At 62.3% G+C, this 25,432-nt stretch carries 24 protein-coding genes; 11 read left to right on the plus strand and 13 right to left on the minus strand.

Going from position 1 to position 25,432, the window contains the following annotated elements; translation table 11 throughout:
* Window positions 1-50 precede the first annotated feature (50 nt).
* The 5 genes from arc to H3T88_RS02815 all read left to right on the plus strand — a co-directional run bounded on the left by arc (window position 51) and on the right by H3T88_RS02815 (window position 5,685).
* Window positions 51-1,613, plus strand: coding sequence for a proteasome ATPase (arc, locus tag H3T88_RS02795; RefSeq protein ID WP_198203453.1), 1,563 nt, complete (start codon window positions 51-53; stop codon window positions 1,611-1,613).
* Entirely contained in the window at window positions 1,610-3,118 is a 1,509-nt protein-coding gene (gene dop, locus H3T88_RS02800) for a depupylase/deamidase Dop (RefSeq protein WP_198203454.1), read from the plus strand. The genes arc and dop overlap by 4 nt, the downstream gene beginning before the upstream one ends.
* Before the next feature lie 89 nt (window positions 3,119-3,207).
* On the plus strand, window positions 3,208-4,044 hold the full coding sequence (locus H3T88_RS02805) for an inositol monophosphatase family protein (protein WP_198203455.1): 837 nt from the start codon (window positions 3,208-3,210) through the stop codon (window positions 4,042-4,044).
* A 24-nt stretch (window positions 4,045-4,068) separates the two neighbouring features.
* Entirely contained in the window at window positions 4,069-4,266 is a 198-nt protein-coding gene (locus H3T88_RS08795; protein WP_198203456.1) for a ubiquitin-like protein Pup, read from the plus strand.
* A 3-nt stretch (window positions 4,267-4,269) separates the two neighbouring features.
* Window positions 4,270-5,685 (plus strand): proteasome accessory factor PafA2 family protein, encoded by a 1,416-nt coding sequence (locus H3T88_RS02815; RefSeq protein WP_198203457.1) that lies wholly within the window; start codon window positions 4,270-4,272, stop codon window positions 5,683-5,685.
* Between the two features lie 99 nt (window positions 5,686-5,784).
* Here the strand turns inward: H3T88_RS02815 and H3T88_RS02820 are convergent, their stop codons facing one another.
* From H3T88_RS02820 to H3T88_RS02875, 12 genes are all read right to left on the minus strand, one after another.
* The gene (locus tag H3T88_RS02820; protein WP_015022121.1) at window positions 5,785-6,072 is read right to left on the minus strand and encodes an HU family DNA-binding protein; all 288 of its coding nucleotides are present in this window, start codon (window positions 6,070-6,072) and stop codon (window positions 5,785-5,787) included.
* A gap of 169 nt (window positions 6,073-6,241) precedes the next feature.
* Window positions 6,242-8,713 carry a lysylphosphatidylglycerol synthase transmembrane domain-containing protein gene (locus tag H3T88_RS02825; protein WP_198203542.1) on the minus strand — a complete coding sequence of 824 codons (2,472 nt, stop codon included), beginning with the start codon at window positions 8,711-8,713 and terminating at the stop codon, window positions 6,242-6,244.
* A 2-nt stretch (window positions 8,714-8,715) separates the two neighbouring features.
* On the minus strand, window positions 8,716-10,161 hold the full coding sequence (gene purB, locus H3T88_RS02830) for an adenylosuccinate lyase (protein WP_198203458.1): 1,446 nt from the start codon (window positions 10,159-10,161) through the stop codon (window positions 8,716-8,718).
* Between the two features lie 73 nt (window positions 10,162-10,234).
* Window positions 10,235-11,662, minus strand: coding sequence for an alpha/beta hydrolase (locus H3T88_RS02835; RefSeq protein WP_198203459.1), 1,428 nt, complete (start codon window positions 11,660-11,662; stop codon window positions 10,235-10,237).
* Window positions 11,659-11,985: a hypothetical protein gene (locus tag H3T88_RS02840; protein ID WP_198203460.1), complete on the minus strand. Its 327-nt coding sequence runs from the start codon at window positions 11,983-11,985 to the stop codon at window positions 11,659-11,661. Before H3T88_RS02840 ends, H3T88_RS02835 begins: the two co-directional genes overlap by 4 nt.
* A 201-nt stretch (window positions 11,986-12,186) precedes the next feature.
* The gene (locus tag H3T88_RS02845) at window positions 12,187-12,738 is read right to left on the minus strand and encodes a DUF6466 family protein (protein ID WP_198203461.1); all 552 of its coding nucleotides are present in this window, start codon (window positions 12,736-12,738) and stop codon (window positions 12,187-12,189) included.
* Entirely contained in the window at window positions 12,735-13,763 is a 1,029-nt protein-coding gene (locus H3T88_RS02850; RefSeq protein WP_198203462.1) for a vWA domain-containing protein, read from the minus strand. The genes H3T88_RS02845 and H3T88_RS02850 overlap by 4 nt, the downstream gene beginning before the upstream one ends.
* Window positions 13,760-14,833, minus strand: coding sequence for a vWA domain-containing protein (locus tag H3T88_RS02855; protein ID WP_198203463.1), 1,074 nt, complete (start codon window positions 14,831-14,833; stop codon window positions 13,760-13,762). The genes H3T88_RS02850 and H3T88_RS02855 overlap by 4 nt, the downstream gene beginning before the upstream one ends.
* Window positions 14,830-15,363, minus strand: a complete 534-nt coding sequence (locus H3T88_RS02860) for a hypothetical protein (protein ID WP_198203464.1) — start codon at window positions 15,361-15,363, stop codon at window positions 14,830-14,832. The genes H3T88_RS02855 and H3T88_RS02860 overlap by 4 nt, the downstream gene beginning before the upstream one ends.
* A complete protein-coding gene (locus tag H3T88_RS02865) occupies window positions 15,360-16,292 on the minus strand; it encodes a DUF58 domain-containing protein (RefSeq protein ID WP_198203465.1) in 933 nt (310 codons plus the stop codon). Before H3T88_RS02865 ends, H3T88_RS02860 begins: the two co-directional genes overlap by 4 nt.
* The gene (locus H3T88_RS02870) at window positions 16,289-17,344 is read right to left on the minus strand and encodes an AAA family ATPase (protein WP_415873719.1); all 1,056 of its coding nucleotides are present in this window, start codon (window positions 17,342-17,344) and stop codon (window positions 16,289-16,291) included. The genes H3T88_RS02865 and H3T88_RS02870 overlap by 4 nt, the downstream gene beginning before the upstream one ends.
* Window positions 17,345-17,391: 47 nt before the next feature.
* Entirely contained in the window at window positions 17,392-18,180 is a 789-nt protein-coding gene (locus tag H3T88_RS02875) for a uracil-DNA glycosylase (RefSeq protein ID WP_232347066.1), read from the minus strand.
* Between the two features lie 150 nt (window positions 18,181-18,330).
* On the opposite strand from H3T88_RS02875, the gene H3T88_RS02880 reads away from it, so the two are divergent.
* The 3 genes from H3T88_RS02880 to groL all read left to right on the plus strand — a co-directional run bounded on the left by H3T88_RS02880 (window position 18,331) and on the right by groL (window position 21,284).
* Entirely contained in the window at window positions 18,331-18,975 is a 645-nt protein-coding gene (locus tag H3T88_RS02880) for a LytR C-terminal domain-containing protein (RefSeq protein WP_198203467.1), read from the plus strand.
* Between the two features lie 168 nt (window positions 18,976-19,143).
* On the plus strand, window positions 19,144-19,347 hold the full coding sequence (locus H3T88_RS02885; protein WP_015022108.1) for a cold-shock protein: 204 nt from the start codon (window positions 19,144-19,146) through the stop codon (window positions 19,345-19,347).
* Between the two features lie 317 nt (window positions 19,348-19,664).
* Window positions 19,665-21,284 carry a chaperonin GroEL gene (gene groL, locus H3T88_RS02890; RefSeq protein WP_198203468.1) on the plus strand — a complete coding sequence of 540 codons (1,620 nt, stop codon included), beginning with the start codon at window positions 19,665-19,667 and terminating at the stop codon, window positions 21,282-21,284.
* A 218-nt stretch (window positions 21,285-21,502) separates the two neighbouring features.
* On the opposite strand, the gene H3T88_RS02895 is transcribed toward groL, so the two are convergent.
* Window positions 21,503-21,796 (minus strand): WXG100 family type VII secretion target, encoded by a 294-nt coding sequence (locus tag H3T88_RS02895; protein ID WP_015022106.1) that lies wholly within the window; start codon window positions 21,794-21,796, stop codon window positions 21,503-21,505.
* 69 nt (window positions 21,797-21,865) lie between these two features.
* On the opposite strand from H3T88_RS02895, the gene H3T88_RS02900 reads away from it, so the two are divergent.
* From H3T88_RS02900 to H3T88_RS08800, 3 genes are read left to right on the plus strand one after another with little or no spacing between them, the layout of a single operon-like run.
* A complete protein-coding gene (locus H3T88_RS02900) occupies window positions 21,866-22,672 on the plus strand; it encodes a TPM domain-containing protein (protein ID WP_198203469.1) in 807 nt (268 codons plus the stop codon).
* Window positions 22,673-22,676: 4 nt separating this feature from the next.
* Window positions 22,677-23,435: a response regulator transcription factor gene (locus tag H3T88_RS02905; RefSeq protein ID WP_198203470.1), complete on the plus strand. Its 759-nt coding sequence runs from the start codon at window positions 22,677-22,679 to the stop codon at window positions 23,433-23,435.
* Window positions 23,425-25,380, plus strand: coding sequence for a sensor histidine kinase (locus tag H3T88_RS08800; protein ID WP_269748961.1), 1,956 nt, complete (start codon window positions 23,425-23,427; stop codon window positions 25,378-25,380). The genes H3T88_RS02905 and H3T88_RS08800 overlap by 11 nt, the downstream gene beginning before the upstream one ends.
* Window positions 25,381-25,432 lie beyond the last annotated feature (52 nt).

Raw genomic sequence — 25,432 nt, forward strand, 5'->3', positions numbered from 1 at the left:
GGCTGTCCAGGCCGAGCGGGGATTCCAGGGACGGACGAAGGAGAGAAGCCATGCAGTCCGATGATGTTGACCAGGCCGAGGATGCAAATGATCAGGACCAGGCCGGGGATCGGCGCAACCGGGCCCTGGCTGCGGCGCTGACCAGGGCTGCCAAGGAACTGGCCAAGGCCAAGAGCCAGTTGGCCCAGCTGGGCCAGCCGCCCTTGTCGGTCGCCCTGGCCTTGGGAGTGGATTCTGTCGCCTATGACAGCCAGGGGGTGCAGCAGGCCCGCCTGCTGATCCTGAACGGTTCCAGGCGGATGGTGGTGCCCCTGGCATCCAATATCCGCGCCGAACGGATCAGGGCCGGCCAGGAGGTTCTGCTCAACGCCGATATGGTTGTGGTGCGTGTGGGCGATCAGCCGGTGACAGGGCAGGTCCGCACGCTGCGGGAGACCTTGGAATCCGGTGCCTTGCTGGTGGAAGATTCCTCCGGACAGACCCGCGTCGCTGCACGGGCAGGGTCTCTGCAGGACCTGCCCATCGAGGCGGGCAGCGCCTTGCTCATGGACGAAAGCTGCTCAGTGGCCCTGGCTGTTCTGCCTGAGTCGGACCAATCCGACATGCTGCTGGAGGAGACTCCTGACGTGGACTTCTCTGATATTGGCGGCTTGGACAGGCAGATCGAGCGTATCCGTGATGCTGTCCAGCTGCCCTTCCAGCACGCTGATCTGATGCGTCGTTACGGGCTTCGGGCCCCCAAGGGTGTTCTGCTCTACGGGCCGCCTGGCAATGGCAAGACCATGATCGCCAAGGCACTGGCCCGCGCCCTGGCCCAGGAGAGCGACGGCCACGGGGTCTTCCTATCGGTCAAGGGCCCCGAGGTGCTCAACAAGTTCGTGGGTGAGTCCGAACGCCTGATCCGCCGTCTCTTCGCCCGGGCCCGCAGCCTGGCAGGCCAGGGTGGGCCAGTGGTGGTCTTCATCGACGAGATGGACGCCTTGCTCCGCACTCGGGGGTCAGGCATCTCATCGGATGTGGAGACGACCATCGTCCCCCAGTTTCTGACAGAGCTGGACGGTGTCGAGTCCCTGGACCAGGTCATGGTCATCGGCGCTTCCAATCGCATCGACATGATTGACCCGGCGGTTCTGCGCCCGGGGAGATTGGACGTCAAAATTCGCATCGACCGGCCCGACAGGACCAGGTCAGCCGCGATTCTGGGCAAGTACCTGGGCTCCGATATGCCCATGGACGATGGTGCCGGGCCTGAAGGGCTGATCAGGGTACTGGTCGATGGACTCTTCGCCCGGGATGATGACCACCTGCTGGGCAGAATCATGGATGCCACGGGCCGCTGGCAGCCCCTCTACCTGGAGTCTGTGGTCTCCGGCGCCTTGCTACACAACCTGGTTGATCGGGTCAAGACCATGGCGGTCAAGGCCTCCATCCAACAAGGCCGACAGGTTGGTCTTGACCGTCGGTTCTGCTTGAGGGCGGTCCACGGGCAGTATGAGGACACTCTGGAGGAACTTCGCGGCCAGGACCCGGACCGCTGGGCCAATCTGGCCGGACTGCGCCCAGGGCAGGTCCAGGAGGTTCGCCCGGTCGGCGAGCCAGAGGAGCGGTCATGAATGCCGGGCGGGTTATGGGCACCGAGACTGAGTACGCCATTGCCGACCCCCGGGATCCTGACGCTGATCCACGTGCACTGGCCCTGCGTCTGGTAAGAGCTGCAGCCGAGCCGGACCTGGCTCACATCCGCTGGGACTACGGGAGTGAGGATCCGGTCAATGATGCCAGGGGAGGTCGGCTGCCGCGTTCCGCTGCCGCTCCGAGCATGCTCACTGATGCGCCCGGTGCCCGCCTGATTGATGTGGCAGCTCCCAATGGCGCTCGGATTTACGTGGATCATGCTCATCCCGAGTATGCCTCGGCGGAAACAGTGAATGCCTTCGACGCGCTGGTCCAGGACCGCGCGGGGGACCGGATGATGGCCCGGGCCGCGGAAAGGGCCGGGGGCCTGGCTCTTTACAAGAACAACGTGGACGGCAAGGGTGCCGCATGGGGATCCCATGAGAATTATCTGATTGATAGGGCGGTGCCCTTCGCCAGGGTGGCGGCTCTGATGACCATTCATTTCGTCACCAGGCAGATTTACACCGGTTCGGGCAGAGTGGGCCTGGGTCCCAGGAGCGAGGGGGCCGGCTTTCAGCTCAGCCAGCGCGCCGACTACCTGACCAGCCGCATTGGACTGCAGACCACCTTCGGTCGGCCGATCATCAATACCAGGGATGAGTCACATGCAGGTCCAGGCAGTCGCCGTCTTCACGTGATCGTGGGTGATGCCAACCGGTTGGATACGCCCCTGGTTCTCAAGCTGGGAACAACCGATCTGCTTCTGGGTCTCTTGGAGTCCGAGGGCGATTCGACCAGCCAGGTCGATGAGCTGCTGGATCGCTGGACGCTGGATGATCCGGTGTCGGCCCTGCACACGGTTTCACGAGATCTCACCCTGACCAAGCCACTGGCCTTGGCGAACGGAGGATTCGCCGATGCGCTGACCATCCAAGGTGCGTTGCTGGATGCGGCCAGGCAGGTAAGACGCGATTCTGACCGGCCGGATTGTGCCGATGACCGGGTTCTGGACCTATGGAACCAGGTGCTCGAGGATCTGGTTATGGTGCGTTCGGGTGATGACGAGGCCCGTTTGGTCATGCACGACCAGGCAGGCAGGTTGGAATGGCTGCTCAAGTGGCAGCTCTTGGAGCGTCTGCGTCGTCGCCGGGCCATGCCGGACTGGTCGGATGCCCGTCTGGCGGCCCTGGATCTGGCCTGGGCGCGGCTGGATCCCGGCCGTGACCTGCCCTGGCGACTCAGGGGATTCGTCCTGCAACTGGCCGATTCCGACCTGGTCGTCAGGGCCATGGACCAGGGTCCGGAGCAGACTCGGGCCTGGTGCCGTTCCCAGTTGCTTCACCACTGTCCTGATGCGGTCAGAGCCGTCTCTTGGAGTCGTGTCGTTCTTGAGGAACAGGGACCGGAGGGAGAGCCTGGAACCAGGGTTGTGGACCTGTCAGATCCATTGGGTCACACACGGTCTTCCTGCCGGGATGACCGCGACATATACTGCTCATAGCGCAGAAAGTAGTTCGATATTCGACCGGACGACCACCGGTTGACCACGGTCGGCAATGCCTGACCATCCGTTTGAAAGAGAAGAGAAGTATGGAATTGCGCGATTTGGCCATGCAGGCCGCCACCATTGCTGTGGAGGCCGGTCGTCATGCCCTTCAGGACCAGATCAACCCCCACGATCCCCGCTCCACCTCTGCCATCGGCCAGGGCACCCAGTTCTCGCCGGGCATCGACACGCGTCTGATCCGATACTGCAGGACCAAGATCGCCGCCCTGGACCCTATGGACGGCTTCTGGGAGGAGGAGGCCGGCAATCGTCGTCCGGGCGGCCGCTACTGGTGCCTGGGCCACATCGACGGACCGGTCAATTATGTACGCAACATGGCCGAATGGACGCTGACCATCTCCCTCTTTGCCGTGGACGAGAAGGGCCACGCATCACCGGTCCTGGGCATCGTGCACGCGCCGGTCCTGGGCCTGACCTATCTGGCCGCCAAAGGCCAGGGTGCCATCAGAATCCGACGGACCATCGTGGGTGACAAGCGGGAGAAGATCATCCCCTCCACTATGACCACCCTGAATGGATCAGTGGTTAGCTTCGGCATGTCATACTTCCCCAACGAGTCCGAAAAGGTACTGCAGATCGTCTCACGCATGGCTGGCAAGCCTGCCGACATCAAGCGCGTTGGTCCGGTCTCACTGGACCTGTGTAGGGTGGCGGACGGTAGTTACGACGCCTACTTCGAACCGGCCCTGCACTCCTGGGACATCCCCGCTGTCTCCGCGGCGGCTGTCGTGGTCCGGGAGGCCAAGGGTACCCTCTGGCGCTGGGACGGAGGACACGTGCGCTGGGAGGGCAGCAACGACGTGGTGGCCACCAACGGACTTATCGCGGAGGATCTGAACACCTATCTGAGCGGGCGCTGATCCGCGCCGGGAAGGAGAGTGACCATGGCTGAGGCATCACAGCAGGGACGGCGCATAGTAGCCGGGCAGGAACAGGAAGAGGACCTGCCGCAGACCGGGGCACGTGAGCAGGACCAGGCGGCGGAGTCCGATCTGGATGCCGTCCTGGATGACATCGAGACCACCCTGGAGACCAACGCCAAGGAATATGTTCAGGGCTTCGTCCAGAAGGGCGGCCAGTGATTCATGGCGGACGGGCAGGGTACTGACTCGGACTTTCGCAGGATATTCGGCATCGAGACCGAGTATGGACTGAGCCTGACCGGCGCCAGTGGCCCATATACTGCCGGCAGGGTGGCTATGGCCATGTTCCGGCCTCTGATTGAGAAGCACGGGTCAACCAACATCTATCTGCCCAATGGCGCTCGGCTCTACCTGGACGTGGGCTCCCATCCGGAGTATGCCACTGCCGAGGCCCGTGATCCGCTGACAGCCCTGAAACAGGTGCTGGCAGGGGAGCGGATCATGACCGATCTTGCGGAGCGCGCACGGAAACATCTGGCGGAGAACCTGGGCAGGCCAGTGAAGGTTCACGTCTTTGCCAACAATGTGGATGCCCAAGGCCATGCCTTCGGCTGCCATGAGAATTACCTGCTGGACCGGCGAGTCCCCTTGGACATGGTAGGGGCCTGCCTGGTCCCGTTCTTGGTCACCCGGCAGCTGATTACCGGGGCGGGTCGTCTGAGTCCTGATGGATTCCAACTCAGCCAGCGGGCCGACTTTCTGGACGAAGCGGTCTCCTCGTCCACCACCCGTGCCCGTCCCATGGTCAATACCCGTGACGAGCCATTGGCTGATCCTGAACGATGGCGGCGTCTGCATGTGATCGTAGGGGATACCAACCGGTCGCCGCTGGCTACCTGGTTCAAGATGGCCAGCACCCACCTGGTCCTGAACCTGATCGAGCAGGCCTGCCGCCGGGGCCGTCGGCCCGACCTGGCCGACTGGGCCCTGGCTGATCCAGGTGCAGCCATCCGAGCCGTCAGCCGGGATCGGACCGGCAGGGTAACACTTGCCACAAAGACCGGCGGCATCAGCGCTCTGGGTCTGCAAGAGACCTATTGGTCGGCCTGCAAGGCCTTGGTGGATCAGCAGGAGGATATAGGCATCGACCGGTCCCAGGCTCTGCGCGCCCTGCAACTTTGGAGGTCGGCCCTGGATGCGCTGGACGCAGGGCGTTGGCAGGATCTGGCTGACTGGGTGGATTGGGCTGCCAAGCTGCGGCTGCTCAAGGGCCTGGGCCGACGAGGCGCCGGACAGGATCTGGCCGATGCGATGGATCTGGACTATCACGATCTGAGTGCGGGAAGATCCTTCCCCGGCCTGGTCAGGCATGGGCTCATGCGCTCGCCTGTCGACGACTCCGAGGTGGAGCATGCCATGAATCGACCTCCAGAGGATACCCGGGCCCGTCTGCGTGGCGAATTCGTCCGTGCAGCAGACACGGGAACACGCACATGGTCATGTGATTGGAGCCACCTGGTCCTAGGGGGTTCTCGCCGAGTCGAGGTGGATCTGCCCGACCCCTTCGACCATCTGGGCCCGCCTCGATATCACTGCCTGGTGGACTTTCTAAAGAGTGCCACGGAACCTTGCGTCTAGAAGCCCAGTTCGCACTGCGGGACTTCCCTTAGGTCTTCTCCAACAAGAAGGGCCCAGGCATCCATCCACGGATGCCTGGGCCCTGCAGCAAGGCTGGTTTCACTTCTTGTTGGTGACGGCCTTCTTCAGCAGCGAGCCGGCAGAGATACGCACGCCATAGCTGGCCGGAATCTTGATGGTCTCACCGGTGCGGGGGTTGCGGCCGGTGCGGGCGGCGCGCTTGACACGCTCGGCCGAGAACAGACCGGTCAGCTTCAGACCCTCACCGGACTTCATGGCCTCGACGAAGACATCCTGGAAGGCGTTGACAGCAGCTTCCGCCTGAGCCTTGGTCAGGTTGGACTTCTGCGCAATCTTCGAAACGAGATCAGACTTGTTGTATGCCATAGAACATCCTTCTTTCGGGGGCCTCCCATTGCTTGATTTGGGGAAAGCCCAACGGTCAATGACCGATATTACCGCAGATTAGGCCCAAACACCGCATTTTCCGGGGGTTTCCGACATTTCATCAAGCGTTTTTTGAGGTCCTCGAGATTGGGAATGCCCCAAGGGCTCTTCAGATGCGATTGTGGCTGCTCAGCCAGCGCATGGCCAGGGCTCCCAGGGGGATGCGCAGCCAGTAGGTGGCCACCCGGAAGACCAGCGTGGCCGAGATGGCCACACCTGAGGGAACGCCAGCCAGGCGGAAGGCGGAGAAGAGCACCGCCTCTATGGCCCCCAGACCGCCGGGCGTGGGGACGGCCGATCCCAGCGTGTTGGCCAGCAGGAAGACGAAGGTGGTTTCGAAAACGTTGGTTCGGCAGCCGAAGGCCATCAGGGCGGCCCAGAAACTCATGCCCAGGGCGGCTGACTGCAGTACGGCCCCAAGGACGGCCACCACCAGTTGCCTGGGCTGAGTCAGAATCTCAACAAGGTGATGAGCATAGGAGGCCACGATGGGCATCAGCCGTTCCATGACCAGCCGCCGTGTGTAAGGCACGGCCATGATCAGGGCCGCGATGATGGCCACCGTCCCGATGACGATGACCAGGGTGTTGGTGGGGATCATCCCGGATAGGGTGTTCCGTCCGGTGAACAGCCCGATGACGATCAGCAGGCAGAAGGTGGTTGCGAACTGGACGGCCACCACGGCGCTCATGATGGCTGTGGCCATGGTGTTGTCATAACCGTCCCGCCGCAGGAACTGCAAATTGACGAAGGCAGGCCCCACCCCGGCGGGCATGGAGACCGAGGTGAACGAGGACGCGACCTGGGACAGGAAGATGCCCTTGAAGTCGCGCTTGGCCGGGTCGATGAAGACTCCCAGGGTGATGGCGCAGCCCACCCAGGACAGTGACCCCAGTAGGAAGGAGAGTCCGGCCATCCAAGGGTTGGCGTTGCGGACGGCGCTGATGACCTGGGGCAGGTTGAACTGGGTGACGATGACCGCCAGCGCCACTACCAGGAGGGCCAGGGCCACGAAACTGCGCAGACTGAAGCGGGAAAGGGTCACCTGGCCGGTCTCAGCCACCGACTCAGGGGGAGCCAAGGACTGCAACTGTTTGCGCAGGTCAGTAAGAATCTGTCGGTCCCAGCCGGGCAGGTCCTGGGTCTTTGAAGGAATGGCCACCATCTGGCAGAAAGGCGACAGCCCCGTCAGGGTCTTGATCCCCCAGGAGGCACGGGCGGCCTCAATGGCCTGATTCACCCCGATCAGCGTGGCAATCAGAGCCAGAAGCTGGATTCGATCCAGGGCGATGTTGGCCTGGGAGCTGGCGCTGTCGCCGTTCTCCCAGCCGGCGATGACCATGGAATCTGACTGGTCGACGGCCAGGGTCTCGGGGCGGATGCGACGGTGTGTAAATCCGCGCTCGTTGGCCCGGCGAAGGTAGTCCATCAGTTGCTTGGCCTTGTCCGTATCCAGGCTTCCGGGTTCCAGGGGCCGAAGGTGGACGTCATCCTCCAGGACCAGGATTGAGGATTCCGCGCTCTCAGCCAGGCCATAGGGGTGCATGGCCGTCAGCCCCAGGTCCCGCAATTCAGCCAGCATAGCCATGTGGTGTTGCATGGAGTTTCTGACCGACCGGTCCCGGCGCATGGAGACTCCGGACAGCTTGATCCACTGCCAGAGCTGCATCAGATAGCCCATGGTGTGCAGCTGGCCGTCCATGACCGACACCGTGTAGGTTCGGCCATCCTTGTCATGAACCCTGTAGATGCGGGAGGCCTCAATCAGGTCGTCGGCAAGTGCGGGCAGGGGCTGACCATCGGCGTCCAGACTGGAGTCCTGACGTTCCAGGCTGACGGCATGGATGCCGATGGAGGCTATGGCTTGTACCACTCCTTGTCCCCAGGCACCCTTGTTCTGAGTGCCCGCCAGGTATCGGACCACCATGCCGATGATTCGTCCCAGAATCAGCGAAACCAGAACACCACTGGCTGAATTGGAGGATATGGCGACCATGATGATGGCCACAATATATAGAGCGTTCCATCCCCATTTGACCGAGCTTCTCAAGCGACGGGGTCCTGCTGCGCTCAGGAAGGCAGCCAGACCGGCATAGAAGTCAGGCAACAGGACGGGCGACCCTATGGCGTTCTGTGAGTTGAATGAGGCGATCAGGGTCGGGTTGCCGGCCTTCAGTATCAGGTTGGAGGTCAGCATGACCAGCCCAAACCCCAGGAACATGGCCAGGGGGGCAGTGATGGCCTGAATCCATTCCCTGTTGACCAGCAGGTGGACAATCACGGTCAGGACCACTGTCACGGTCACTGCCTGCTGGAGGAAGGCGGTAGGTACGTCCATGAGCCAGTCCATGGCATTGCCGGCCTGGCGCATGTCCGACTCGACCCCGGCCGCTATGCCTTTCAGGTATACAGCTGCCAGGGTGACCAGGATTCCCAGCATCAGAGCCGCCAGGGCTCGCAGCAGGTCCTCGGCGTCATGGACTCGTTCTGGCGGGGTATCCCGGATGACGACCTTATCTGCCTCAACAGGGTCGGCGGAATCGGTGTCCTCGGGGGTTATGGTCGACTGGGACGGGGTCATGGTCAATCGCGATCGAAGTCCACCAGGGTTCCAGCTGCGCCGGTGTAGGTTGCCGGCGTCAGGGCTTTGAGCCGACTGGCCGTGTCCTGGTCCAGGTCCAGACCATCGATGAACTGCTCGACATCCTCCCGGCCGATCCTCTTGCCGCGCATCAGCTTCTTGACCTGCTCATAGGGATGATCCATGCCTGAACGTCCAGCCAGTCCAGCGGCCCGCATGGCCGTCTGTATGGGCTCGCCCAGGACCTCCCAGTTGCTGTCCAGCTCGCGGGCCATCAGGGCCTCGTCAGGGTGAATGGTCTGCAGGCCGCCGTCCAGGTTGTCCAGAGCCAGCAGGCTGTAGCCCAGGGCCGATCCGATGTTGCGCTGGGTGGTGGAGTCGGTCAGGTCCCGCTGCCAGCGGGTTTCGGTCAGGGTGGTGGCCAAGGTGTCCAGCAGGGCTCCTGAGATTTCCAGATTGGCTTCGGCGTTCTCGAAGCGTATGGGGTTGACCTTATGGGGCATGGTGCTGGACCCTGTCGCGCCTTTGACAGGTTCCTGGGCAAAGACACCGCGGGAGATGTACATCCAGACATCCACGGCCAGGTTGTGCATAATCCTGCCCAGGTGGGCGATATTGCCGAAGAGCTCGGCCTGCCAGTCGTGGGACTCGATCTGGGTGGTCAGTGGGTTCCAGACCAGGCCCATTCGCTCCACGATGAAGGTCCGGGTCAGATCGATCCAATCCACCTGTGGCAGGGCGGCCAGATGGGCGCCAAAGGTTCCAGTGGCACCATTCATCTTGCCCATGTAGTCCTGATTGCGGATCCGATTCAACTGCCGGTGCAGCCGGTGGACGTAGACCGCCATCTCTTTGCCCAGGGTGGTGGGTGTGGCAGGCTGGCCGTGGGTCAGGGCGAGCATGGGCAGATTCCGGTATTGCTCCGCCATGGTTGCCAGATGGTTCTCGATCCTGGAGGCCTTGGGGAGCCAGACCTGCTCGACCCCGCCTCGGATGCAGCGGGCATAGGCCAGGTTGTTGATGTCCTCGCTGGTGCAGGCGAAGTGGACCAGGGGCGCCAGCCTGGGAAGTTGGGACCCGGGGCCAAGGGCTGTGGTTGCAGCCTCCAGACGGCGGTCGATGTAGTATTCCACAGCTTTGACATCGTGGCGGGTCTGGGCTTCGATGCCCGCCAGTTCGGTGATGCCTTCGGCATCGAAATCCTCGGGAATGGTTCGCAGGTAGGCCTGTTCGGCCTCGGTCAGGGGCTCTACGCCCGGCAGGACCGGGTGCTGGCCATTGCCCTGGTAACCATTGGACAGCATGATCATCCATTCGACCTCGACCCGCATGCGCTCGCGGTTCAAGGCGGGTTCGCTCAAATAGTCCACCAGATCGGCAGTCTGTCTGCGGTAGCGTCCGTCCAAGGGATTGAGGGGGATGGCTGGTGTGATTCGGCTCAGGTTCATGCCTCCAGCCTAGACGACCGGGTCAACCAGCAGGAACCGGCATGGGTGCTCTTGGGGAGGGGGGGCGTCCCGCTCATCGTCGTAGCCTGCCACGGTAGTAGCGGGTCTCCTGCAAATCGCCATCGATGGCCTGGGCGAAGTGATCGTCCTGACGTCGTATCGCTGGTGAGTTCTGATCCCGGGCATCAGCCCAGGCTGCCTGCTGGTAGGCCATGCCATGGGTTGATTCCTTTCCGGGTCCGGCAGTGGTCACTGTCCGGCCAGTCTGGTTGCCGCCTGGAGGGGGAGGTCCGCCCGCTCTTCCCCTTACTGTCAGCTGATTGGGTCGGGAGGGATTGTCGGCTCCATCAAGGCTGGAGACCAGCTCTTCGCGCATCTCCACGCTGGTGACCCAGGTGTCTGACTTTATTCTGCGATGGGCGATGGGCGAGCCGACAGTCACGACATGATCGAAGTTGTAGCGGTCCGAAAGATCCGAGGCCATGGTGGCGGCCACGATGCCACCCTGGGAATGGCCCACCAGGCTGACCGGATCGTCCGGGCGCACCCCCGCATCCCGCATGGCCTGGTCCACTAGACGCATGGAGGCCGCCCTGCCGCGCACTGCAGCCTTGTCGCTCATGAGCTGGATGTTTTGGGCCCAGCCGATTGGGGAGTCCAAATGGGAGCTGGTGCCGGGTATGTAGACCAGCCAGTGGTTCTTGCCGTCGGCCTTCCGATAACGCTGTACGGCGATGGTCGCGTAGGGAATGCCGTCCCGGCAGGATCCCAGGGTCTCCAGGTTATGCAGAGCATCGGCGATGTCATGGGCCTCGCCCAATCCCTTGCCCTGCGGATGAACAGGATCCATCACGATTCGATCACCCTGGAAATGCGCGAGTATCAGGGGCATCAGCAGGCCGGGACCGGTGACCAATCCGCCAATGGGATCATGATGGTCCGAGGACAGGCCGGATGCGACTGCGGTCAGCAAGGGCTGTTGGATGCTGGCCGTGGTTTCCAGAAATTCCTGTAATTGCGATGCATCCAAGTGGTCGGTCAATTTGGCCACTCCCAGGCCTAGACCGATGGATCCCAGCATGAATGGGGCAATGGGTCGAAAGACAGTCAAGGCCTTGGAGGTCAGGGAGCCCATCAGCCTGTCCATGAATGATTCAGCCTGCGAGTACAGCCCGTAGGCCTTGGTCAGCCGGTCGGCCACAGACTGGAGCCGGCTGCGCAGGTCTTCGCAGGCCTGGGCCTGGTCACTGCAGAAAGACACCATCAGATCCAGGGGCAGACGGGCGTGACCCGGCGGCGGTAAGGCAGTCTGGGCGCAGGTAAGGGTCGGCAGTCCAGGTATGGTTCTGCGGATGGCCTGGTTGGTTAGAATCCATTGGGACTGCAAGGTGGACAGGGCTCCACCTGCCTGGTTGAGCCGGTCCGCCATGCCGGTCAGATGTTCCAGCTCGGAGCGTGTATAGCCGTTGGCATCGGGTGCAGCGGTGATCGTCCGCTTCATGGCCGGCTCTCTTGATCAATCAGGCTCAGGGTGCGCCCCGCCTGGATGCGCTTATCCTGGCAGAGGGCATCCATGGCCCGCACCTGGGCCCGATAGGCTTCAGCGGCCCGCCCTTGCCAGTCGACCCTCAGAGCCTGGTCGGCTAACTCACTCAGATGGACCAGAGTGATTCGCGACTGTCGAGCCATGTCTGACAGCATGGCCCGGCAACGTGCCGCCCTCGCATGACAGGGGCAGGTTCCTGCGGAGTCCGGATCAGTCAGGTATGAGGTTTGCTCCAGGAAGGGACCCAGGGTGGGTAGTGAAGAGGATGACCTGTACATGCCTTTACTACAACATGGCAGTGATCCTGAAATGATCCTCATAGGGCCATGTGGTCAAATGAGGTCCGATTCGTCTGGATGGGGACGGATTTTCTACTAATTCAGTCAGTCTGTTAGCCGGGAGATGTTCGTCTGCATGGGGATCGATTCGTTGGAAAAGAGGCGGTGAAATGAATCATGCGAAAGGCTGTGTGCGGCCGGTCACCAGGGTTTGACGTTCTTCGCCTGACCCTTGTTGTCGCTTGCCTTGCCTGTTGGCGTAGGGGATGCCGACGGTTCGCCCTGCTGCTGGTTGCGCTTGAGCAGATCCTCCACCTCGGCCTCCTGCTGCTTGGTCAACCCTGAAGAGGAGCCCTTGTCGGAGCCGTTTTTTCCGTCTTGGACCTTATCGGCCTTCTGCTTCTTGAGCAGACGCTCGGTGCGGCTGGTCAGCGCGGCGTTGGCCGCCCGGTTGGCTTGGGCAGCCTGCCTGGTCTGTGGCAGAATCAGGGGTCCTGGCCTTTCGACCTGGGCGAAGAGGTGCTCGGCCTGGTCTTGCAGTGCCTTGATGGCGGCAGGATCGGCCTGCGGGTTTTGGGCCTGTTGAACGTTGGTGCTCAGCGTTCGCGTGCCCTCGTTATAGGTGGCGATGGCTTTGACGTTGATCAGGCACCAGGCTCCGGCCAGTGCTGCAACCAAGGCCAAGCCAGCCAAAATCAGGCGCACCCGCAGGCGGTGTCCGCTTCTTGCGCCTTGCCGGGACTTCCTACTCATAGCAGTCTCCTCGAAGTGCGAATCCAGAGCCCCGCCTCAATCAGGATCAGAGCCAGTTCCACCAGTGCCAGCGGCCAGACCAGCGGGGTGACATGCTGGCGGACCTGGTCGACCTTGGTCACCCGGTAGCGCTTGGAAGCCGCAGCCGTGGCCCCCTCACGCACCGTGGTCCCCTTGGCCAGGGCCTGGTAGTGGCCGCTCATCTCGTCGGCCATGGCCTTGAGGGTTTTCGGGTCCATGGCGGAGATGCCCGGCTGGCCGGTCGTGGGGTCGGTCACCCAGCTGTGGGCATCGTTACCGCCGACATCAGAGCTCAAAGGCACCATGCCGCCCTTGGCCGAGCCGGTTCCCAGAACGAAGGCATCGTCCAGTCCCTCCCTGAGAACGCTGAAGGATCGTCGCTCATCAGGCCCGGTCTGTTCGCCGTCGCTGATCAGATAGAGCAGGATTCGGTCGTCGGGATGCCGGTCCTTGGTTTGTTTCAAGACGAGGCTCAGGCGATCCAGCGGAGCATCCAGGCTTGAGCCGGAGGACCTGGATGTGGGCTCTGTAGCCAACCCTCCGGCCCAGTTGTCCACAGCCCGCACGTCAGGGGTCAGGGGCAGATCGATGCTGGTCGAGACGCCGAAGCTCAAGGCCGAGAAGGAGGCATCGGGGTAGATGATCGTCAGGTCGTGGATGGCTGCCCGGGCCGCATCCAGTCGGCTCATTCCTTCCTGGTCGCCATACCCGGCATCCTTGACCGCCATGGATCCGGTCACGTCAACCGCAATGAAGATATCAGTGGCGTTGACTGCTTTATTGGTGGTCTTGCTGACTGTGCTGGGCGTCAGGACCATGAGGGCCAGAACCAGGACCATGGCGGTGCGTCGGGTCAGAGCCCAGCGATCGGCGTCCGTATCCCGCCCCTTGTGCAGGCCATGGAGGATCAGTGCAATGGCCAGGAGCAATAACAGGCCAGCCAGAAGGCCGCCGGCTACCCAGCCCAGGGCGGGCTCAAATGTCAGGGACTTGAATATGTTCATCGCTTCAGCCTCCAGGCCAGGAGCAAATATCCTGACAGCGTCAGGGCCAGGGCCAGAGTCCACCATCCGGGTGCATCCACCAGGCTGGACTGCTCCTGCTGGCGGGGATCGGCTCCGTGGCGATGCTCGATCTGGCGGACCAGCGCGTTGATGGAGTTCCCATCCTGCCGTCGCAGGAAGATGCCGCCGCGTGCCTCGATCAGCCGCTGCATCTGCCGGGTGCTCTCATCCTCAATGCCTTGTTCCGGTCCCGAATAGAGCCCGTCCACGGCGATTCCTGCAGTCGAGGTCAGCTTGAGCGCCTCCTCCAGGGTGTAAGTGGGTTTGCCTGAAACCACGTTATCGGTGGCCAGAACCAGGGAGCTTGACCGTTGGTCGGCCTTTATCGATCCGTTCTGGTCCTTGGGAGCGAATTGGGGCAGGAGCGCAGCGCAGCCCACAAGCCCGTCTCCGATCAGGGATGTGGTGTCCCGGCGGTTCTGCGTGCCCTCCAGCCAGTCGCTGATGTCCTGGTATTGTCGTCCGCTCATGGCATCAATGCGGTCCTGGGACTGCACCCCGTCCAGGATCCGCCGCGCCTTGCTCAATTCGGCGGTGATCATGTCATAGTCGTCGGTCAGGGGGAAGACTGTGCGCGAGGTGGAGTTGAAGATGCTCAGGGCCATGCGTTCGCCACGGAAGTTGCGGACCAGGTCAAGATAGGAGGCAATCACCTGACGGTCGTAGGGCAGCGTGGATCCGGAGACATCCAGGCATAGGACAATGTCACGGTTATGTCCCTGCTCCAAGGTCCGATCGACCCGGGCGGGCCTTGCGGCAAGGCCCAAAGCCATCAGCAGGGCCAGGGAAAGCATGATTGCGGCGCAACGGTTCAATCGCCGCCAGCGCCGCAGGGTCTCATGGCCCTCCTCGGTGTCCAGGTCGCTCTTCAAGGTCCAGACCTGGGCTATTGGTTCCTTGTCCTTGCCACGGCGGTCCTTACGGTAGGCCAGCAGGCCGAATGCCAGAGCCAGGACCAAGGCCAGAACCGGCAGCCAGGGCCACCTCCAGGACAGATTGCCTATGCTCATCGCGGCCACCGTTCAATCAAATCCCGTATCCAGTCGGCTGCCTGATTCACCGTGGCGTCCGTTCCTGCACTGTCCCGGGGAGGGGCGAATTCAGACGGGTAGAGGGCATCAATGGTCTGTCGAAGCAGGTCCAGGCCCTTTCGTGTGCTCGGCGTACGGGGCTGGGCCTGGATCTCGGCCAGAGTCTTGGCCCTCATGTCGTTGTTCCAGGAGCGGGAGGCAAATCCACGAGCGATGGCGGCCAGGGCCGTCATCGCCTGGTCGCGGTCCAGATGGCCCTTGTCGTACCGGGCCACCACCTGATCAATCTGCTGGCGCCATGCATCGCGGGATTGGGAACTCACCTGTGCCGGATGCACCTCCTGCTGATGTCGAAACACGGGCAGGAGAATAGCCGCAGCAGCCAGGGCCAGGGCCAGTATGATGGCGGTCGTCGCCAGAACCAGCAGCCAGGTGGGCTGGGTCATGGTGGGCATGACCTTGATACGGCCATGACCGGAGGCAAGACGAATCAGGATGACAGCACTCATGCCGCCATCACCGTCCGTCGCATGGGGATGCCTGGTCGGCCGGCTGAAAGAAGGTGGATAAACCTGTTGAACATGGCTGTGCTGGAGTCGGCCCGGATCAGCGAGGCTCCGACTCTGGACAGTTCCCGGCCAAAGGCCTCGATCTGATAACGCCTGTGCAGGTCCACAGCCCTTGTCCCGTTCGCGGTGCGCAGGAAGGCCGGGATCTTCCGTCCGCTGGGCGCATCCGTTACCGAGCCCATAGTGGGCTGCTGGCACAGTGGATTCATGGTCTCCACTCCGATGAGATTCACGGGGTGGGTGGTGGCCAACCGTCTGATGGTCGGCATCAGGTCAACGTTCAATGCCGACTGGTCAGTGGCGATGACCAACATGGCCTGCCGGTCCTGGATGCCGGCGGCGTAGCCCAGCAGGGCTTCAAGATTGCGTGGCTGATTCAGCGGTGACTCCAGAGCCCGGTCCAGGGTCTGCTCAAATCGGGCGAAGCCACCCTGGCAGGGTATGCGGCGGATGGCGGATGAATCGACCAGAACCAGGTCCACCTCATCGCTGCGGCGCAGGCAGAGGGCTGCGAACATGCACAGGGCGTTGGCCGCCACCTGGATGGCCTGCTCTCCGTCAGGGCATGTTCCGGACATCTCCTGACCAACGTCCAGCAGCAGCCAGACCCTGCTGGTGACCAGGCGCTCGCGCTCAACAACCATTGGGCGGCCCATCCGAGCACTGGCGTGCCAGTCGATCATACGGGTTTCGTCTCCGAACTCATAGGCGCGCAGGTCGGCCCGATCGTCTCCACCGCCCCGACGGCCGGAGGAGTGCTCGCCCTCCAGCAGACCCAAGGCCCTGCGCACCGTGGGAAGTCGCAGGCTGGTGTCCAAGGACTCGATTCGTCTGCGGACCGGGTCGTGATCCGAGCGTCGACGGCTCATGGCACCGGTACCGTGTCGACGATCTGGTCAATGATGTCGTCGCTGCTGACGCCGTCCGCCTGGGCCTCGAATGTCAACAGGATACGGTGGCGGAGCACAGAATGGGCCCACTCCTTCAGGTCTTCGGGAATGACGTAATCCCTGCCTGTCAGCAGGGCCCTGGCCTGGCCGATGCGCACCAGGGCGATGGAAGCGCGCGGGCTGGCTCCCAGCCTGACCTGTTCGGCCAGCCCTTGGATGGGCCGCGATCCAGCCCCCCTGCTGGTGGCTGCAAGATCGACTGCATATCGCATGATGGACTGTGCCACGTGGACCTGCCGGGCCTTCTGCCTAAGGAATTCCACGTCGGCGATGGTCAGTGCGTCCAGATCGTCCTTGCCGGGCATATCAGTGCCGCGATTGGTCAGCATCTGCAGCATTCGGGTCTCCTGGTCGGCATCAGGATAGGTCATGACGGCCTTGAGCATAAATCGGTCCATCTGGGCCTCGGGCAGGTTGTACGTACCCTCCTCCTCGATGGGGTTCTGTGTGGCGATCACCATGAAGGGCCGGGGCAGGGCTATGCGCTCGCCGCCGATGGTGGTGGCGCCCTCGGCCATGGCCTCCAGCATGGCCGACTGGGTCTTGGCGTTGGAGCGATTGATCTCGTCCAGGAGGACGAAGTTGGCATGAATAGGGCCCAGCTGTGTGGAGAAGCGTTGTGTGGAGAAGTCGTAGACCTGGGTGCCTACCAGATCCGAGGGCATCAGGTCGGGCGTGCACTGGATCCGCTTGAAGCTGCCGGAGACCGAGGTGGCCAGGGTCTGGGCGGCAGTGGTCTTGGCCAGGCCGGGCACGGATTCAATCAGGATGTGTCCTGAGGCGACCAGAGTCAAAATCAGGGCCTCACGCAGGTTCTCCTGACCAACCAGGGTCCTTGAAAAGCGGGTCCGGATTCGGTCGGCCAACTGACGGCAGCGTTGCAGGTCGTCCTGGCTGATTGGTGGAACCTGCCGATCCTGACTGGGCTGAACAGATGGGGACTGACTGGGTCGGGGTGGGAATAATGCCATAGCAGACATGGTAACGGCATTTCCTGACGACCCAGCCAGAGAGGGACTCAGGTCAGGGACCAGTCCACCGGCTGGGCGCCCATGGCCTCCAGTGCCTGGTTGGCCTTGGAAAAGGGACGGGAGCCGAAGAAGCCATACCGGGCCGACAAGGGGCTGGGATGCGGGGATTTGATGATGGCGGCGTTGGTCAGCAGGGGCTCCAGGCTCTGGGCCTGCCGTCCCCAAAGGATGGCGACCAGGGGCCGGACCTTACCCTCCTGGTCGCGTCTGTCGTTCAAGGCGCGGATGGCGGCATCGGTGATTTCCTCCCAGCCCTTGTTGCGGTGACTGGCCGGTTTGCCCACCCGCACGGTCAGGCAGCGGTTGAGCAGCATGACCCCTCGCCTGGTCCAAGGCGTCAGATCGCCGTTGGAAGGCGTGGGCAGGCCCAGGTCGGAGCTCAGCTCGGTGTAGATATTGCGCAGGGAGCCGGGGATGGGGCTGACCGCAGGATCCACGCAGAAGCTCAGACCTACCGGGTGGCCGGGCGTCGGGTAGGGGTCCTGGCCCACAATCAGAACCTTGATGGAGTCGAAGGGGATGGTGAAGGCGCGCAGGATGTTCTTGCTGGCAGGCAGATAGCGGTGGCCCTGGGCAAGCTCGGCTCTGAGGAAGTCGCCCATCCGGTGAATGTTGGGCTCGACCGGTGCCAGGGCACGAGCCCAGCCGGGGTCCACCAGGGCGCTTAGGGGTTTGCGCTGGGGTCGGCCCTGGCCTCCTGCTATGGTCGGAGGGTTAGTACCGGTTCCGTTCGTCGGCTCTGGGGAGGTTGCGGCAATAGGCTGGCTGCTGTTCATAAGGTCACTATATCGCTTGGCCATATGGGCTGGTCAGAGTCGCCTTGGCCACTCCAGGGTTGGCGGAGTACGTCGAATGGTCAGTGGAATGTTGACCCGGCGACGCATTACTTATAATGGTTCAGGATTCGGTGGAGCAGAGGAGAGTTCATGGCTAGCACGCGCGACAATGGGACGCAGGCGCGCCCTCAGGTTCATGATGCGTTCGACAACCCTCCCAAGGGGCCTGTAGGCGTGCATCGTGGGCCTCGTTCCCTGTCGGTCAGGGCTCTGCCCTACCTGCTGGTGCTTGTCTTGGCGATGCTGTGCGGTCTGGGCGTATGGGCCGCGGTCAGCGGTTCTCTGCCTTGGCAGCAGACGCACACTGATGCCTCGCGGGTCATCAGCAGCCATCTGCCGAAGCGCTCAGCCTCCTCCTCTGCTTCAAGCAGTGCGACCGCCACCAATCAAGCCTCCCAGGAGCAGACTTCCAAGCCGTCTTCCCAATCGCCTTCGGCAAGCGCTTCCAGCAGCAGCCCGGCTCCTGTAGTCAACCGGGGCACGCAGGTCACTGTCATCAACGGAACCAGGGTCACCGGGTATGCCGGCAACAAGCGCCAGGTTCTGGTCAATGCCGGTTACACTGCGGTCACGGCATCCAACCCGCAAGGTGCCCTGCCTGGCGTAAGCACGGTCCGCTACCGTAACGAGGCAGACAAGGCCACTGCCCAAGAGGTGGCCAACCTGCTGGGTATCACCCAGGTGGAGCAGTCCTCAGTGGCCTCCACTCCGGTGGAAGCCATCCTCATGCAGTGAGTTCGGTCAACCGGACGGCGGAGGAAATGCGACGGCGCAACATTCAGAATTTCGGCTCGGCGTTTTGCAATTGCCTCATAAATAGGCCTAAACTGACCTTGCCGACCAGGCAGATGCGGTCAGTCTCGTATCTGTTGTGACGCGGCACCTATGTTAAGGAAGTTAGTTATGGCACAAGGCACTGTGAAATTCTTCAGCGCTGGCAAGGGTTACGGATTCATCAATCCCGACGATGGCGGCGAGGACGTGTTCGTGCACTACTCGGCCATTCAGTCCGATGGCTTCAAGACCCTTGATGAGGGAGATAAGGTCGAATATCAGGTGGAGCAGGGCCCCAAGGGTCTGCAGGCAACCAAGGTCACCAAGCTCTGATTGTCGTCTTCTGTATTCGTCATGGGGACCCCGGTCATTCCGGGGTCCTTTTTTATGGCACGTTGTCTATACCCAGATGCCGAGCCAGGACTGAGCAGGGTGCGGATTATCCGCCGCCGCGACCGATATGCAAGGGCCGATATGGCATACAGCCTGCAGCGTATTTTCGCCTCGGGTTGGCACTCGGCCACGACGAGTGCTAATCTGCTGAATTAGCACTCGAGGTGCGGGAGTGATAACACGACAGCTGACGGTCGGGTTCCGTTCCACGCCGACGGTGGGTCATGAAACCTCAAGCCATGACGGAGGAAGCAACAATGGCAAAAATCATCGAGTATGACGAGGAAGCTCGTCAGGGCATGCTTGCCGGCCTGGACAAGCTGGCCGACACGGTCAAGGTCACGTTGGGCCCCAAGGGTCGCAATGTGGTGCTGGACAAGTCCTATGGCGCGCCGACCATCACCAACGACGGCGTCTCCATCGCCAAGGAGATCGACCTGGAGGATCCTTACGAGCGCATCGGCGCCGAGCTGGTCAAGGAAGTCGCCAAGAAGACTGACGACGTCGCAGGAGACGGCACCACCACCGCCACCGTGCTGGCTCAGGCCCTGGTGCATGAGGGTCTGAAGAACGTGGCCGCCGGGTCCAACCCCATCGCCCTGCGCCGCGGCATCGAGAAGGCCTCTGACGCCATCGTCAAGGAGCTCGTGGCCCAGTCCAAGGAAGTCGAGACCAAGGACCAGATTGCTGCCACCGCAACCATCTCCGCAGGCGACCCCGAGATCGGCAATGAGATCGCCGAGGCTCTGGACAAGGTCGGCCAGGACGGCGTGGTCACCGTCGAGGACAACAACCGCTTCGGACTGGACCTGGAGTTCACCGAGGGCATGCGCTTCGACAAGGGCTACATCGCTCCCTACTTCGTCACCAACAACGACGACCAGACCGCCGTTCTGGATGATCCCTACATTCTGCTGACCTCGGGCAAGGTCTCCAGCCAGCAGGACGTGGTCCACATCGCTGAGCTGGTCATGAAGACCGGCAAGCCCTTGCTGATCGTGGCCGAGGATGTGGACGGCGAGGCGCTGCCCACCCTGATTCTCAACAAGATTCGCGGCACCTTCAACTCCTGCGCCGTCAAGGCTCCTGGCTTCGGCGACCGCCGCAAGGCCATGCTGCAGGATATGGCCATTCTGACCGGTGCACAGGTCGTGTCCGATGAGCTCGGTCTCAAGCTGGACTCCATCGACATGAGCGTGCTGGGCACAGCCAAGAAGGTCATCGTCTCCAAGGACGAGACCACCATCGTCTCCGGTGGCGGTTCCAAGGACGAGGTCTCCGCCCGTGTGGGCCAGATCCGCACCGAGATCGAGAACACCGATTCCGACTACGACCGTGAGAAGCTGCAGGAGCGGCTGGCCAAGCTGGCCGGCGGCGTGGCCGTCATCAAGGTCGGCGCAGCCACCGAGGTCGAGGCCAAGGAGCGCAAGCACCGCATCGAGGATGCTGTCCGTAACGCCAAGGCCGCCATCGAAGAGGGCCTGCTGCCCGGAGGCGGCGTGGCTCTGGTTCAGGCCGCTGCCAAGGCCGAGAAGGATGTCAAGCTGGATGGTGACGAGTCCACCGGTGCATCCATCGTCTTCCGTGCCATCGAGGCCCCCATCAAGCAGATCGCCGAGAACAGCGGCGTCTCCGGTGACGTGGTCATCAACAAGGTCCGTTCGCTGCCTGCTGGCCAGGGCTTCAACGCCGCCAACAACGAGTACCAGGATCTGCTGGAGGCCGGCGTGGCCGACCCCGTCAAGGTGACCCGTTCCGCTCTGCAGAACGCGGCCTCCATCGCCGGGCTCTTCCTGACCACCGAGGCTGTCGTGGCCAACAAGCCTGAGCCTCCGGCACCTGCTGCCGCTCAGCCTCAGGGTGATATGGGCTACTGATCCTTATAGGTTCAACCAGATGCTTTTCGGCTGAACCTGGTGATCGCCAAGGACAGGGGTCTGCACACCGGACAATGGTGTGCGGGCCCCTGTTCGCCTTTTCTGTCACTGCACTATCGGTTTTCCGGATCTGGGTTTCCGGATCTGGTTTTTCCGGGTTTTGCATCGGTCTGCTATCGGAAGATCGGACGGAAGGTCCGTGTGCATCTGCCAGGCGCTCAGGCTCCGGCGAAGAGGCGGGTGGCCTGGGCTTCTGTGTCTGCATAGAGGGCCGAAGCCTGGGTCAGGGCCGCCTGGATGCCTTCAAGAGCCTGTTCCATCTGGGCCTGCGAGGCACGCCACTGCTGGGCCACCGTGGCGAATTGGCTGGCCGCCGAACCCTGCCAGACGCTTTGGAGATTGTCCAGATTGGTGTACATTCCCGCCACGGCATCTCTGATGGCCCCTATCGAGCCGCTGACCGCGCCGGAGGCCGTCTGTATCTGATCCGAATCAACTTGGAACCGTGTCATGGTCGTCCTTTCCTTGAATGGCGGCGATGGTGGGGGAGTCCAATACCGTCAACCGCTACTGTGGACACTATGACAGTGTTCACGCAGTTGCCCCTCCCACGGACCCATGTGGTCGAACGAATTCCCCTCCACAAGACGAGTCCGCTCAGCCTTTCGGCCATGAGGAGGGTTCTGGCTCTCCTGCTCTCGATGGTGTTGGCGGTCGGTGCCCTTGGACCTACCAGGGGTTATGCCGATGAACCTCAGACCGATGCCGGAACCATGACCGATACGATCACCGATCCGCAGAATCTGCTGGGTTCTGATGTGGGTTCCGTCAAGGATGCGATCAAGGAGACTGCGGAGGAAACCGGAGTATCGGTCCGACTGCTCTACCTGCCGCATTTCTACGCGGGAGTCAAGCCCGAGACCTGGGCATCCCGTGTGCTCGAATCGATGAAGCCTGCCCACGACACAGTTTTGCTGGCCGTGGCCTCTCAAGACGGCAAATTGGTCGTGGCGGTCTCGAGTAACTCGCAGGCCTGGCTCAAGGACCAATCCAGTGTGGATCAGCTCTCGCAGGCTGCTCTGGAGCCGGTCACCAAGGGCCGGAACCCTGACTGGGTGGGCTCGGCCAAGGCCATGATGACCCAGGTGGAGACCCTGAAGCAAAACCAGCGGCATCACCGGGTCATGATCATCGCTCTCTCGGTGACTGCCGTGGTCCTGGTCATTCTGGTCGTGGCCGTGGCGATCTGGTGGCGTCGGAGCAGCCGAACCGGGGCTCATGATCGCAAGTCCAACGTTCGCAAGTCCAGAGCCGCGAAAAAGGAGGCACGTCCGACGAAGACGGTCAGCGAACTTTCAGACAATACCCAGAAAGAGGCGGCAAGCTGAAGCCATGAGCAAACCGACGCAAGCACAACTGGTCGTGGTCGACGACGAACCGTCCATCAGGGATCTGCTGGTGGCCTCCCTGCACTTCGCGGGCTTTGCTGTCGAAACCGCGGCATCCGGCTCCGAGGCCATTCAAGTCATCGAACGTATCCAGCCAGATCTGATCGTCCTGGATGTCATGCTGCCTGACATCGATGGATTTACAGTCACCTCCCGTATCCGTCAGCAGGGAATCGATGCGCCGGTGCTCTTCCTGACCGCCAGGGATGACACCCAGGACAAGGTCATGGGGCTGACTGTGGGCGGCGACGATTACGTGACCAAACCTTTCAGCCTGGAGGAGGTCGTTGCCAGGATCAAGGCCATACTGCGCAGGACCCGCGAGCACCAGGAGGACGACCCGGTCATCCGCGTGGGCGATCTGGAGATCAACGAGGATTCCCACGACGTCACCAGGGCCGGCCGACCCATCGACCTGAGTCCGACCGAATACAAGCTGCTGCGCTATCTGATGGACAACGAAGGCCGCGTGCTCAGCAAGGCCCAGATCCTGGACCACGTCTGGCAATACGATTGGGGAGGCGATGCGGCCATCGTGGAATCCTACATCTCCTACCTACGCAAGAAGGTGGATGGCATCACCGTCAGCGACGGACATGGCGGGGAGCATAAGGTCACCCCGCTGATTGAGACCAAGCGGGGCATCGGCTACATGATCCGGGCACCCAGGCAGAACGCATCGGATGGCGGCGATGGCGACTAATCCCCAGGGTCCGGTCCCCAAGACAGAACCGTCGTCCGCTCCCGATCCGAGGGTGGCTGACAGGTCCAGGTCTTTCATGGGTCCGGACTCCGGCAAGGCAGCCGGCTCCAGCAAGCCGAGGGGTCGCTCCATGCCCAGGTCGCCTCTGGCTGCCATACCCCTAAGCACCAAACTTGTGGCCAGCATGCTCATCCTGCTCATCGTGGGCACGGTGGGCGTCTCTGTAGCCATCTGCCAGATGGCCGACGACTATCTGATGAAGCGCACTGACTCGCAGCTGATTCGTCAGGCCAACCTGGGCATCCGCAACGCCACCCTTCTGCGCCAGGAGGATCTGAGCAAGAACGGTCTGGGGCCCACCGACTACTTCCTGCAGATCCGCGACAACGACCTGCACATCATTTCGGACGATCTGAATCCCATGCAGGTCAACGGCGTCATCTCCCGACCGCGTCTGCCGGCCGACGGTAGCCTGGGTTCGATACCCCTGGGCCAGCCGACCACGGTACCAGCCTACGTGCGCGTCTCTCAACAGGCCTCGCCGGACCGGGACACCATGAAGCGAGCCCGGGCCTCCTGGCGGGTAGTGGCCATGCAGTGGAAGCTGCGCAATGAACTGGACGGTTCCGAAATCAGAGGTGTGCTCTTCATCGGACTGTCCATGAGCGACCAGGATGAGGCAGTACACGATCTGACGGCTTTCTGCATGGTCATCTCCGCCGTGGTGGTTCTTCTGGGCGGAATCATTTCGGTCCTGCTGATTCAGTCCACTCTGGTTCCCCTCAAACGCATCGAGAAGACCGCTGCAAAGATAGCGGCCGGAGACCTTTCCCAACGCATTCCCAGCTTCCCGGAGAATACCGAGGTGGGCTCCCTGGCGGCATCCCTCAATGCCATGCTGGCGCGAATCGAGCATTCCTTCGACGAGCAGCGCCAGACCACTGAAAAGATGAAGCAGTTCGTTTCGGACGCCAGTCATGAGCTGCGCACTCCTCTGGCCGCCATCCATGGCTATGCAGAGCTCTACAGGATGCAGCGTGACTATCCAGGGGCTCTGGAGCGTGCCGACAAGTCCATCCAGCACATCGAGGACTCTTCAACCAGAATGACGGTTCTGGTCACGGATCTGCTTTCGCTTGCTCGTCTGGATGAGGGCAGGGGAATCGATACGACCCTGCCGGTCGATCTGACTGGACTGGTGCGAGACGGAGTGGACGACTTGCATGCCCTGGATTTGGGAAGGGATGTGGCTACCGGAAGGGTTTGCCTGCATACCGAGGACCAGCCTGCCCCCCACGAGATGCCGGCCACGGCCAACAAGGGACTGTCGGGCCTCAAGGGACGCAACAAGGAGAAAATAACCGTGGGCGGGCACCTGGGTCCATCGGTCAGTCTGGATATCCAGGAAGGACCCTTGCCCTTGGTACAGGTGACAGGAGACCCCAGCCGCCTACGTCAGGTGATTACCAATATCGTGGGCAACATCCACCGCTACACCCCGTCTGATTCGCCGGTACAGGTGGGATTGGGCCTGGTCAAGGCGACCATCGCTCCCGCAGATCTGACTAGGTTGGATGCCACCGAATCATCGCTGGGACACCTGGCCGAGGCGATTCAGGTGGCGGAAAACAGCCATGTGGGCACCGACTATGCCATCATTCGCGTGGTCGACCATGGGCCTGGCGTCCCGGAGGAATCCAGGTCCAGGCTCTTCGAGCGCTTCTATACCGCTGACCCGTCCAGGGCTCGGGAGAAGGGCGGCACGGGGCTTGGCCTGGCCATCGTCCAGTCCATTGTCAAGGCCCATCAGGGGTTCATATGCGCCTCGCAGACCCCGGGAGGCGGCCTGACCTTCACCATCGTCATACCCCAGGGCGTCAGGCGGGATCAGGGGGGCGTTGAAGACCAGGCCAATTCTGCCGCCGCCCGTCCCGTACGCCTATGACAAGAAGGGTCGTCCTGCGCGTCCAGGTCAGGTAAACTGATTCCGGATATAT

Origin of the sequence: Bifidobacterium sp. W8110, from assembly GCF_016101375.1 — a bacterium.
In the GTDB taxonomy this organism is placed as follows: domain Bacteria; phylum Actinomycetota; class Actinomycetes; order Actinomycetales; family Bifidobacteriaceae; genus Bombiscardovia; species Bombiscardovia asteroides.

Bases quoted from the DNA above. Each gene is read 5' to 3' on its own strand.
- dop (WP_198203454.1), top strand. From the start codon at position 1,610: ATGAATGCCGGGCGGGTTATGGGCACCGAGACTGAGTACGCCATTGCC.
- H3T88_RS02885 (WP_015022108.1), top strand. From the start codon at position 19,144: ATGGCACAAGGCACTGTGAAATTCTTCAGCGCTGGCAAGGGTTACGGA.
- H3T88_RS02815 (WP_198203457.1), top strand. From the start codon at position 4,270: ATGGCGGACGGGCAGGGTACTGACTCGGACTTTCGCAGGATATTCGGC.
- H3T88_RS02825 (WP_198203542.1), bottom strand. From the start codon at position 8,713: ATGACCCCGTCCCAGTCGACCATAACCCCCGAGGACACCGATTCCGCC.
- arc (WP_198203453.1), top strand. From the start codon at position 51: ATGCAGTCCGATGATGTTGACCAGGCCGAGGATGCAAATGATCAGGAC.
- H3T88_RS02860 (WP_198203464.1), bottom strand. From the start codon at position 15,363: ATGAGTGCTGTCATCCTGATTCGTCTTGCCTCCGGTCATGGCCGTATC.
- groL (WP_198203468.1), top strand. From the start codon at position 19,665: ATGGCAAAAATCATCGAGTATGACGAGGAAGCTCGTCAGGGCATGCTT.
- H3T88_RS02880 (WP_198203467.1), top strand. From the start codon at position 18,331: ATGGCTAGCACGCGCGACAATGGGACGCAGGCGCGCCCTCAGGTTCAT.
- H3T88_RS02865 (WP_198203465.1), bottom strand. From the start codon at position 16,292: ATGAGCCGTCGACGCTCGGATCACGACCCGGTCCGCAGACGAATCGAG.
- H3T88_RS08800 (WP_269748961.1), top strand. From the start codon at position 23,425: ATGGCGACTAATCCCCAGGGTCCGGTCCCCAAGACAGAACCGTCGTCC.
- H3T88_RS02845 (WP_198203461.1), bottom strand. From the start codon at position 12,738: ATGAGTAGGAAGTCCCGGCAAGGCGCAAGAAGCGGACACCGCCTGCGG.
- H3T88_RS02900 (WP_198203469.1), top strand. From the start codon at position 21,866: ATGACAGTGTTCACGCAGTTGCCCCTCCCACGGACCCATGTGGTCGAA.
- H3T88_RS02875 (WP_232347066.1), bottom strand. From the start codon at position 18,180: ATGAACAGCAGCCAGCCTATTGCCGCAACCTCCCCAGAGCCGACGAAC.
- H3T88_RS02855 (WP_198203463.1), bottom strand. From the start codon at position 14,833: ATGAGCATAGGCAATCTGTCCTGGAGGTGGCCCTGGCTGCCGGTTCTG.
- H3T88_RS02905 (WP_198203470.1), top strand. From the start codon at position 22,677: ATGAGCAAACCGACGCAAGCACAACTGGTCGTGGTCGACGACGAACCG.
- H3T88_RS02850 (WP_198203462.1), bottom strand. From the start codon at position 13,763: ATGAACATATTCAAGTCCCTGACATTTGAGCCCGCCCTGGGCTGGGTA.
- H3T88_RS02870 (WP_415873719.1), bottom strand. From the start codon at position 17,344: ATGGCATTATTCCCACCCCGACCCAGTCAGTCCCCATCTGTTCAGCCC.
- H3T88_RS02895 (WP_015022106.1), bottom strand. From the start codon at position 21,796: ATGACACGGTTCCAAGTTGATTCGGATCAGATACAGACGGCCTCCGGC.
- H3T88_RS02820 (WP_015022121.1), bottom strand. From the start codon at position 6,072: ATGGCATACAACAAGTCTGATCTCGTTTCGAAGATTGCGCAGAAGTCC.
- H3T88_RS08795 (WP_198203456.1), top strand. From the start codon at position 4,069: ATGGCTGAGGCATCACAGCAGGGACGGCGCATAGTAGCCGGGCAGGAA.
- purB (WP_198203458.1), bottom strand. From the start codon at position 10,161: ATGAACCTGAGCCGAATCACACCAGCCATCCCCCTCAATCCCTTGGAC.
- H3T88_RS02840 (WP_198203460.1), bottom strand. From the start codon at position 11,985: ATGTACAGGTCATCCTCTTCACTACCCACCCTGGGTCCCTTCCTGGAG.
- H3T88_RS02805 (WP_198203455.1), top strand. From the start codon at position 3,208: ATGGAATTGCGCGATTTGGCCATGCAGGCCGCCACCATTGCTGTGGAG.
- H3T88_RS02835 (WP_198203459.1), bottom strand. From the start codon at position 11,662: ATGAAGCGGACGATCACCGCTGCACCCGATGCCAACGGCTATACACGC.